Genomic DNA, 10,551 nt, shown 5'->3' with positions numbered 1-10,551 from the left:
GGCGGTGTCCGTCTCACTACGTTCGGTGCGCATGCCCCGTTTCTCCGTTGTCGTGACCGCCCACCGCGTCCAGGGCTACCTGCGGGAATGTCTGGAGTCCGTGCGGGCGCAGAGCCATCGTGACCTGGAACTGATCGTCGTCGACGACTGCTCGCCCGATGCCGGCGGTGCGATCGCCGCGGAGTCTGCGGCCGAGGACGCGCGCGTGCAAGTCGTCCGGCTCGACGCGCGAGCGGGCGCCGGAGGAGCCCGAAACGCGGGCGCCCGCGCGGCCACCGGTGACTATCTGCTCTTCCTCGACGGGGACGACCTGCTGCTGCCGGGCGCACTGGAAGCCCTCGATACGGCCCTGAAGGCCGGTGACCGGCCGGCCCCCGACGAGAGTGGCCCGGGGCCCGCCCCCGTGGACGTCCTGCTCTTCGCCCACGACCGCGTCGACTGGTGGGACACCGTGCTCCCCGGCGGCGACGATCTCGCCGGCGATCCGCACGCCGTCACCAACGCGGCCTGGAACCGCCTCGTCAGGCGCGCGTTCTGGCAGTACGAGGGCCTGTCCTTCACCGAGACCCACGAGCCGTACGAGGACGTGCTGTACTGCGACCTGCTGTCCGGCCGCCCCGGACAGACTCCGGGAGCCGTAGCCGCCGGCGAGGAGGAGCTGCGTTTCCTCTTCCAGGCGGAGGCCTGGGACACCCACGCCACCACCCTGCTCAGGAAGTCCTTCCGTGACCGCTTCTGCCCGTACGACGACGGCCACGCAGCCGAGCGAGTGGTGCACAAACTGTTCCTGGACGGCGCCGCCGGCTGACGGGCCGGCGGGCGCGTACACGGGCAACACGCCGGGCCGGACCGTCCGTTCGTGACTCGGGCGGCCGTCCTCGCGTTGTTGTCCTCGACTGTTCAGCCAAGCCCGCGTCGAGGAGTGAACCGCTGTGCACAGGTCCGCGTACGAGCAGATGGAACTCTGCATCGAGCAGTACATGCCGGCCGGTACCCGGCACCGCGTCGTGGACCTCGGGTCCCGCATCTCGGACGGCCAGAAGCTCACCCACCAGGAGCTCCTCAAGGGCCGCGACATCGACTACTGCGGGGTCGACGTCTGGGAGGGCCCCAACGTCGACCGGGTGATGCCCAAGCCGTACCGGATCCCGGTGAAGTCCAACTCCGCCGACTTCCTGCTCTCCGGGCAGGCCTTCGAGCACATCCCGTTCTTCTGGGCGTCCATGCTGGAGATCGCCCGGGTCCTGAAGCCCGGTGGCATCGCCTTCGTCACCGCGCCCTCGCGCGGGCACGTGCACGACGCCCAGGACTGCTGGCGCTACTACCCGGACGGCTTCCGCGCCCTGGCCGCGTACACGAAGCTCGAACTGCGCGAGGCCTACACCGACTTCCCGCCCATGAAGGGCATCCGCCACGACTACGCGCGCGTGGACGCCAAGCACGCCTACTGGGGCGACTCCGTCGGAGTCTTCCGCAAGCCGTCCGGCTATCCGCGTCTGACCATGGCCTTCGTCAGGGCCACAACTCGCTGGTGGGCCAACCGGGTCGGCGGCGTGGAGTCCGTACCGCTGCCGGAACCGCTGGCGGCGCGAGCCGACTGCGGACGCCCTGCGGACGCGCCCCCGCGCACGCAAGCCGAACCGGGGAACTCCCCAATGATCAACGCACGGTGACGAGTCGTTGACGAAAAGTGACACCGGCGCCGACTCGCGCGTATTGTCCGGCCCCATGGCATGGCGAAGCGCAGTGAACGGCGCACTCAGGCACCTCACCGGATACCAGCTGACGCGGGTCCCGGTCCCCGGCCAGCGGATCGTCACAGCACCCGCGACCCCGGCCGAGCAGTCCCCGAAGGCCAAGCCCAAGGCGGCTCCCAAGCCCAAGGGGCCGGTCTTCCCGGACGACTACGACGACGAGGCGAAGGACGTCATCCGTGCGGTCAAGCCGTACACGATGACCTCGCCGGAGCGGCTCAACGCCTTCATCCTCGCCACCCGGCACATCGTCAAGCACAACATCCCGGGTGACATCGTGGAATGCGGTGTCTGGCGCGGAGGCTCGATGCAGGCCTGCGCCAAGACCCTGCTGTCGCTCGGCGAGACGGACCGGGACCTGTATCTCTTCGACACCTACGAGGGCATGACCCCGCCCACCGAGGAGGACCTGCGCCGCGACGGCAAGTCGGCGCAGGAACTGCTCGATGCCCAGGCGAAGGACCGCCCGATCTGGGCGGTCGCCTCCCTCGACGACGTCAAGTCCGGCTTCGGAGCGGTTCCTTACCCCGCCGAGCGGATGCACTACGTCCAGGGCAAGGTCGAGGACACCATCCCGCACGCGGCCCCCGAGCAGATCTCCGTACTGCGGCTCGACACGGACTGGTACGCCTCCACCAAGCACGAACTCGACCACCTCTACGAGCGGTTGGTCCCCGGCGGCGTCCTGTTGATCGACGACTACGGCTACTGGCAGGGCTCGCGCCAGGCCGTCGACGAGTTCCTGGAGAAGACCGGCGAGCGCCTGCTCCTGCTCCGCATGGACGAGGGCCGCATCGCGGTCAAGCCCTGAAGTCCACCCCGACCAGGGCCGCAGTCACGGCAGTTGGCCGCCGGCAGGTGCCGCGGCCGGCTCGCCCCGGCCGCCCGGCGGGCCCCGTGTCCCACGGCCACTGACGCCGCCGGGGTGCGGGGCCCGGCCGCATGGTCACCCGAATGGCTGCTCGAAGGTGACCGGGCGGCTCCCACGCCGGTTAACCCGAAGGGCCCTGAAGGGCCCGAAGTGTATGTCCTGCCGTCCGGAAGGATCGAGTGCACCGCATGGCACCCCGCCTCACCGTCGTCGTCCCCGTCCACAACGTCGAGGACTACCTCGACGCCTGTCTGCGCTCCCTCGCGGACCAGACTCTCGAAGACCTCGAGGTCGTCATGGTCGACGACGGTTCCACGGACGGGAGCCCCGACATCGCCCGGCGGTACGCCGACGAGGACGCCCGCTTCCGGCTCGTCCGCCAGGAGAACGCGGGCCTCGGAGCGGCGCGCAACGCAGGTGTGAAACTGGCCCGGGGCACCCACCTCGCCTTCGTCGACAGCGACGACCTGGTGCCCGAGGACGCGTACGAGAAGATGCTCGCCTCCCTCGAGGAGTCCGGCTCCGACCTGGTCAGCGGCAATGTGCACCGGCTGCGGCCGAACGGCAGGACGGAGCAGTCCTGGATGTTCAAGAAGGCCATGCGCGGCACGCGTTCGGCCACCCACGTGACGCGCGACTGGTCCCTGATCGCCGACCGCATCGCCTGCAACAAGGTCTTCCGCAAGGACTTCTGGGACCGGCACGGCTTCGCCTTCCCCACCGGCGTGCTCTTCGAGGACGTGCCCGTGGTGGTGCCGGCGCACTTCCTGGCGGGCAGTGTCGACGTCCTCAAGGACACCGTCTACCTGTGGCGTGACCGCGACGGGTCCATCACCAACCGGCGCACCACGCCCCGCGCCATCGAGGAACGGACCGTCGCCTGCGGCAAGGTCCGCGCCTTCCTCGCCGAGCGTGCCGAGCGCGCCAAAGAGGCCGGGGACGCCGAGGAGCACGCCAACTGGGCCGAGGCGTCACTGCGTTACGAGTCGTCCGTACTGCGTGCCGACCTGTGGTACTTCCTCGACGTACTGCCCGACGGCGACGCCGCCTACCGCGAGGCCTTCCTGCAGCACGCCAACGCGTACGCGGGGGGAGTCGATCGCACGGTCTTCGCAGGCCTCCCGCTCCACCTGCGGGTCAAGTGGCAGCTGGTGCGCGAGCGCCGGATGGCCGAACTCCTCGAGCTGCTCGGCTACGAGAAGGCCAATCCCAACGCCTTCCGGGTCCGCGGACTGCGCAAGCGGCGGGCCGAATTTCCGGTGCTGCGCGCCCCGTTGCCCGCGCACACCGTCACCCTCAGCCGCGCCGAGGTGCCGTTGAGCGCGCAGATCACCGAGGCCGAGTGGCGGGACGGCCGACTGCGTCTCAAGGGCTATGCCTACCGCCGGAACCTTCCGGCGGGCCGCCTCACCGGACGGCTGAAGTTCATCTGGCTGCGGCTGGGCCGGCGCCGCATCGTCCCGCTGCGCGTCCGCACGCGCTATCTGCGCGAGGCCACCTACGCCTCCAAGCAGGGCCTGCACCGGTACGAGTGGGCGGGCTTCGAGACCGTCGTCGATCCGCGCCGCCTCGTCACCGGGCGGCGCAGCGCCACCTGGCAGGCGGAGACGGCCGTGTACGGCGGCGCCGGTATGCAGCGCGGCCCGCTGCGTATGCCCGGTGGTGCCGCGCCGCTCGCCGTGCACTACCCGGCCGACCATGTGCGCGTGGTGCCCTCCCTGAGCCGTGGCCGGCTCCAGCTCAAGGTGGAGCGCATCGCGGCACAACTCACGGAGCACCGGCCGGAGGGCGACGCGGTACGCATCAGCGGAACCCTCGCCGAGCCGGCCGAAGGCCTGCTTCTTCGGGTCGAGAACTGGTACACCAAGCAGGGCGTCGAGGTGCCGCTGCGGATCGAGGGGCGTACGTTCACCGGGCTGGTGCCGCTGGCCGCGCTCGGGGACGCGGCCGACGGGGCCGAGGCAACCGAACTTTCTGAAGCGGCTGTTGAGATCGACGAGCGCACCGCGGACTCCGGAGCGCCTGAGCCCGCCGACAGCACCGAGCAGGCGTCCGCCGAGCAGCCCGAGCAATCCGCTCAGCCCGACCCGGCCGACCCGGCCGACCAGTCGGAGCGTTCCGCCCCGCGCGAGTCCGTGCCCTGGGGCGCATACCTGCAGCGCGCCGACGGCAGCCGCCGCTGCGCGCTCGGTGCCCGCGACACCGTCCTGCCCGGCCGCTACCCGCTGCGCCCCGGCCGGGAGTTGTACCTGACGTCCAACGCCTCGGGGAACCTGGAACTGCGCGACCAGACCGTACGTCCCATCGCCACCGGCGTGACGTGGTCCGACGACGGCCTGCTCACCGTCACCGGAAGCCACCCGGCGCCGCGATCCACCCAGGTCTCGCTCCTCCTTCGGCACGCCGGGCACGACGAGGAGATCGCCCTGCCGGTCTCCTTCACCGAGGGCGGTTTCAGCGCCTCCGTCCGGCCCGCTGCGGTCGAGGGGATCGCCGGGACTCTGCCGCTCGCCGAAGGCCGCTGGTACCTGTTCTTCCGCGAGCGGGACGAGGACGGCACCGTCCGGACCCTGCCGATGCATGTCAGCCCTGCGCTCTATCAGACACTTCCGGTCCAACGGGCCTTGAACGGGCGGCAGTTCGCCGTGGAGCGCCGCTCCCACGACCGGCTGCTCATCGAATCGGGCAGCGTCCTGTCCGCCGCCGACCGAGGCGGCCGCCACCAGCGTGAGCTGCGCCGCCGCTACCAGACGCTGCGCGGCGGACCACGCCGCGAGGCCGTGCTCTACAGCAGCTTCGACGGCCGCCAGTACTCCGACTCCCCCCGAGCCGTGCACGAGGAACTGGTGCGCAGAGGCGCCCAGACGGAACACCTGTGGGTAGTGCGCGACCAGCAGGCCGAAGTCCCGCTCAGTGCCCGGCCCGTGGTCCTGTGGAGCGCCGAATGGTACGAGGCGCTCGCCACCTGCCGGACCGTGGTCACCAACTCGAACCTGCCGACCTGGTTCGAGCGCGCCGAAGGCCAAACCGTCGTACAGACCTGGCACGGCACTCCGCTCAAGCGCATCGGCCGCGACGTCAGCGGCGTCGCCGCCGACCCCGGCTACATCGCAGGTCTGCCGGCCCGAGCAGCCCAGTGGAGCGTGCTCGTCTCGCCCAACCGGGTCTCCACCTCGGTGCTCCGCCGCGCCTTCGGCTACGAGGGCGAGGTCATGGAATGCGGCTATCCGCGTAACGACATGCTGCACGCCCCCGACCGCCAGAAGATCGCCGCGGCCGTGCGCGAGCGCCTCGGCATCGCCGAGGACAAGCAGGTCATCCTCTACGCCCCCACCTGGCGCGAGAACCAGCCCAAGGACGGTGGCCGCTACGGTTTCGACCTCCAACTGGACCTCGCGGCCGCCGAACGCGCGCTGGGCGACGACCATGTGCTTCTGGTGCGCCGCCACTACCTGGTCGGCGGCACACTGCCCGACACCGCGTTCGTGCGTGACGTCTCCCGCTACCCGGACGTCGCCGAACTGCTCCAGGTCAGCGATGTGCTGGTCACCGACTACTCCTCGCTGATGTTCGACTTCGCGCAGACCGGTCGGCCGATGCTCTTCCACACCTACGACCTGGACCACTACCGCGACACCCTGCGCGGCTTCTACTTCGACTTCGAGTCCAAGGCTCCGGGACCACTGATCGCAGGCCAGGAGGAGCTGCTCGAGGCCCTCGCCGACCCGGCGGAGGCGACGGCCGGCCACGCGGGCGCGTACGACAGATTCCGTGACGCGTACTGCGATCTCGACGACGGGCACGCGGCCGCCCGGGTCGCCGACTACATCCTCGGAGGTGGCCGGGCATGACCACCCGCGACACCGCGCCACCCCACGAGGGACCTGCCTTCAGCTGCATCGTGACCTGCGGGCCGACGGGCAGCGCCGACGCCGTCACGGCAACCGTCCGATCCGTCCTCGGGCAGACCCTGCGGTCCGTGGAGGCCGTACTGGTGGCGGCCGAGGGGGAACAGGACGCACCCGAGGGCCGGGACGAGGCAATCGCCGCCCTCGCCGCCGAACACCCTGATCGCGTACGCCTGGTGCGGGCCGACGGCCCCGGCACGGCGGCGCTGCGCAACGCGGGCCTCGACGCCGCGCACGGCAGTCACCTGCTGTACCTCGATGCCGGTGAACTGCTCCAGGCGCACGCCTGCCGGAACCTCCTGGACGTCGCACGGCGCACCGACGCCGACCTGGTCGCCGGGCGGTGGACCCGCCTCACCGGCTCCGGACGCAAACAGGCCGGCCCCGACTGGCAGGCCGAACTGCACGCCCGCACACGTACGTTGACCGCTGTCACCGCCGCTCCCGAGCTGGTCGTCCGGGACGGTGGCCTGGCCTCCGGATACTGTCTGCGCCGCGGCTTCCTGGACGCCCACGGCCTCCGTCACCCGGTCGACGCCGAGCGGGCCGATCTCGTGTTCGGGGCCATGGCGGCCCTCACGGCAGAGCGCCTCACCCTCGTGCCGAACGTGATCGTCACGCGCCGGGCCGCGCCCGACCACGGCCGGGACTTCGCGGGACTCGTCGACGCCGGCACCCGCATCGGCCGCGAACTCGCGGACCGCGGGCTCGGTGCTCTGCACCTGGCGCGCGAACAGGCCCTCGCCGGGGACCTGTTGCTGCCCCTGGCCGCCACCTTTCTCCGTCTGTCGCGCGACGAGCGACACAAGCTCGCGCAGGAGGTGGCCACGCACCTGAACGGTGTCGACCAGCGGTGGTCCGAACTGCCGCCCGTCGAAAGGGTCTGCGTACGCCTCCTGGCCGCCGGTGACGCGGAGGGCGTGCACGCCGCCGCATACGCGCTCGCCAGGCCCGGCACTGTGGTCTCGCCGCTCGTCGAGCGTGACGGCAGGATCCACTGGAGCGCCGAGGGGCTCGACGACCCGGAGGTGCGCGCGGGCACCGACGTCAGTGAACTCGGCCACCAGCACCGGAACTTGGGCACCGTGCAGGTCATGAACCGGCTCACCCGTTGCGAGCCCGTCGACGGCGCGCTCGACCTCGCCGGAACGTTGCTGCTGCCCCTCGACGTACTGCCTGACACCCAAGAGGCGGTCGTACGCCTCGAGTTCAAGTTGCGAGGAAGCCCTCGCACCTTCCGGATGCCCGTCGACGAGACGGTACGCCGGGAAGGCGGCTTCGACTGGAGCGTCCGGGTCGACCCGGCCCGGCTGCCCGCGCGCGGGATGCGCGAGCGGACCTGGGACGCCCGGATCGTCGTCGAGGCGAACGGGGAGAGGCTGCTCGCGGAGGTCCTCGCCGAGCCCGAACTGACCGGCCCCCGGGCCGTGTTCCCCGCCCGCCCGCGCCTCGGCCGCCTCTCCGCCGACACATGGCAGCCCTACACCACCGCACGCCACCACCTCGCCCTCGAACTGAAGGCGGAGCGTCGGCCCGCCCGTACCACCCGCCGGATCCTGCACTACGTCACCCACTTCCGGCCCGCGCGCACGATCCGGCGGTTCGCCAAGGCCCTGCGGGCCCGCCGCGACCGACTGAACTCCGGCTCGGTGAAGACCAGGGTCTACAACAAGATCCTGCTCAAGCTGCCTACGCGGCGTAACTCGGCGGTCTTCGAGAGCCACATGGGCAAGTGCTACGGCGACAGCCCGCGCGCCATCCACGAGGAGCTGAACGGGCAAGGGCTCAAGGTGCGCAGCACCTGGGTGTACTCGACCTCGCAGGCCGGATTCCCGGAGGACTCGAAGCTGGTGCGGCGGTGGTCGTGGCGGTACCTGTGGGCCCTCGCCCGGGCTGAGTTCTGGATCGACAACCAGGGCTTCCCGCACGCCCTGCACAAGCCGTCCGGTACCACCTATCTGCAGACCTGGCACGGCACCGCGTACAAGCGCATGGGCTTCGACGAGACCCGGGTGCGGATGCAGAACGCGCCGCACCGCGACCGGCTGCAGAGCGCCGTGGACCGCTTCGATCGCTTCCTGGTCCGATCGGAGCACGACGTCCGCACGCTCGGCAACGCCTACCGGATCCCCGCGTCCCGGCTGCTCCCGCTCGGCTACCCGCGCAACGACCGCCTGGTGGCGGCCCGCACCCGGGAGGAGGCCGAGGGCCGCTTCCCGCGGCCCGCGCTCGCCGCCGAGCTCGGCATCCCCGACCACAAGACCGTCATCCTCTACGCCCCCACCTTCCGCGGGGTGCCCAAGAACGGTCGCAAGCGTCAACTTGATCTGGACGTAAGGAAGTTCACCGAGACCTTCGGTGACCGCCACACCCTCCTCGTGCGTGCTCACTACATGGAGCGCGCCGAACTCCCGGTATGCGCACCCGGCACTCTCATCGACGTCTCCGACCACCACGACGTCAGTGAACTCCTCTGTCTCGCGGACGCGTTGGTGACCGACTATTCGTCGATCATGTTCGACTACGCGCTGCTCGACCGGCCCGTCGTGCTCTTCGCCCCCGACCTCGACACCTATGCGGCCGAGCGGGGCAGCTACTTCGATCTGCGTGAGCGGGCGCCGGGCCCGCTGATCGAGACCGAGGGTGAACTCCTGCGCGTGCTAGCGGACTTGAAGGCCATCGACACCGAGCACGCCGAGCGCCGCCGCGCCTTCGCCGCGCACTTCGGGGCGTACGACAACGGCGAGTCGGCCCGCGCCGTGGTGGACGCACTCTTCGTCAGGAGGACCTGCAAATGACCGTCGGCACGGCCCCCGGAGCGGCGACCACCAGCACCGCACGCGACATCTTCCTGGTCTCCAACACCACCGACGAGCTCGGCGGTGTCACCGCCTGGATGCACCAGATGGCCCGCCTCTTCCAGCGGTACGGCCACCGTGTGCACGTCATCGGCGTGCACCGCGCCGACCTCAAGCTTTCCCTGCCCGACGACCTGGGGTACCCGGTCACGAACCTGTACCCGTCGCACCCTCCGACCCCGCGACGGATCAGGGGCTTCGGGCGGCTCGATGTGCGGCAGCGGCGCCGCGAGGCGGACCGGCTCGCCGAGAGGAAGCGCGTCGTGGACGGGCTGTCCGAGCTCTTCGCGACCGCCCGCCCCGGCGGGATCCTGATCGTCACGCAGGTCTGGCCGATGGAGTGGCTGCGCGAGGCGGACACCGCCGGCCTGACCGTCATCGGCATGAGCCACGAGTCGTACGAATACTCCAAGGCCTGTCACCGCTACCGCTGGATCAAGCACAACTACCCGTCCGTCGACCGGTGGTTGACGCTGACCGAGGAGGACGCGGACCGCTGGATCGCGGACGGGATGCACAACGTCGGCTTCATGCCCAACGCCCTCGCCCGGCTCCCCGAGGTGCCCTCACCGCGGACCGGCCCCGCTGTCGCCTCGATCGGCCGCCTGCACGACCAGAAGGGCATCGACCTGCTCCTGGACACCTGGGCGGAGGTGGCCCCCGAGCGGTCCGACTGGACCCTTCGGATCTACGGCGCAGGCATCGAGGAGGACGCCCTGCGGGCCCAGTGCACCCGGCTCGGTCTGGACGGTTCGGTCCGCTGGATGGGGCGCACCGACGACGTGCGGGGGGCGCTCGACGCGGCCTCGGTGTTCGTCCAGTCCTCGCGCGGCGAGGGCTTCCCGCTGGCCCTGATGGAGGCGATGGCGAGCGGCGTGCCGTGCGCGGCCTTCGACTGTGCGCCGGGCGTCCGCGAGATCGTGCAGGACGAGGTGGACGGTCTGCTCGCGCCCCCCGGTGACACCGGGGCGCTGGCGCGGCAGCTGCTGCGGCTCACGGGCAGTGCGCAGTTGCGGGACACGATGGGGGAGCGGGCACGGGAGAACGTGCAGCGGTTCTCCGAGGAGGAGGTCCTGCGGCGCTGGGAGGACCTGTTCGCCTTCCTCGAGGAGTGACTCACGCCTGCGGAGAGGCCGAGTGCGGGGCGGGTCGCCGGTGTG

Annotated in this window: 6 protein-coding genes; all 6 read left to right on the top strand. The window is 70.9% G+C overall.

All coding sequences use genetic code 11. From position 1 onward, the window contains the following. Positions 1–31: 31 nt before the first annotated feature. Complete coding sequence (locus DSC45_RS07620; protein ID WP_240434513.1) at positions 32–808, top strand: glycosyltransferase family 2 protein; 777 nt, start codon at positions 32–34, stop codon at positions 806–808. Positions 809–932: 124 nt separating this feature from the next. Next, positions 933–1,673 carry a methyltransferase domain-containing protein gene (locus tag DSC45_RS07615; protein WP_119288331.1) on the top strand — a complete coding sequence of 247 codons (741 nt, stop codon included), beginning with the start codon at positions 933–935 and terminating at the stop codon, positions 1,671–1,673. A 55-nt stretch (positions 1,674–1,728) separates the two neighbouring features. After that, positions 1,729–2,565: a TylF/MycF/NovP-related O-methyltransferase gene (locus tag DSC45_RS07610; RefSeq protein ID WP_119288329.1), complete on the top strand. Its 837-nt coding sequence runs from the start codon at positions 1,729–1,731 to the stop codon at positions 2,563–2,565. Between the two features lie 248 nt (positions 2,566–2,813). Continuing rightward, positions 2,814–6,476: a bifunctional glycosyltransferase/CDP-glycerol:glycerophosphate glycerophosphotransferase gene (locus tag DSC45_RS36275; protein WP_240434512.1), complete on the top strand. Its 3,663-nt coding sequence runs from the start codon at positions 2,814–2,816 to the stop codon at positions 6,474–6,476. After that, entirely contained in the window at positions 6,473–9,331 is a 2,859-nt protein-coding gene (locus tag DSC45_RS07600; protein WP_119288327.1) for a bifunctional glycosyltransferase/CDP-glycerol:glycerophosphate glycerophosphotransferase, read from the top strand. Before DSC45_RS36275 ends, DSC45_RS07600 begins: the two co-directional genes overlap by 4 nt. Further along, positions 9,328–10,506, top strand: coding sequence for a glycosyltransferase (locus DSC45_RS07595; protein ID WP_119288326.1), 1,179 nt, complete (start codon positions 9,328–9,330; stop codon positions 10,504–10,506). Before DSC45_RS07600 ends, DSC45_RS07595 begins: the two co-directional genes overlap by 4 nt. The last annotated feature ends 45 nt before the right edge of the window (positions 10,507–10,551 follow it).

Origin of the sequence: Streptomyces sp. YIM 130001, assembly GCF_003574445.1 — a bacterium.
Lineage (GTDB): Bacteria > Actinomycetota > Actinomycetes > Streptomycetales > Streptomycetaceae > Streptomyces.
Note: the sequence above shows the minus strand (reverse complement) of the source record. Positions and strands in the feature narration are given on the sequence as shown.

Coding starts and splice junctions, on each gene's coding strand:
- DSC45_RS07610 (WP_119288329.1), top strand. CDS start 1,729: ATGGCATGGCGAAGCGCAGTGAACGGCGCACTCAGGCACCTCACCGGA.
- DSC45_RS07595 (WP_119288326.1), top strand. CDS start 9,328: ATGACCGTCGGCACGGCCCCCGGAGCGGCGACCACCAGCACCGCACGC.
- DSC45_RS36275 (WP_240434512.1), top strand. CDS start 2,814: ATGGCACCCCGCCTCACCGTCGTCGTCCCCGTCCACAACGTCGAGGAC.
- DSC45_RS07600 (WP_119288327.1), top strand. CDS start 6,473: ATGACCACCCGCGACACCGCGCCACCCCACGAGGGACCTGCCTTCAGC.
- DSC45_RS07620 (WP_240434513.1), top strand. CDS start 32: ATGCCCCGTTTCTCCGTTGTCGTGACCGCCCACCGCGTCCAGGGCTAC.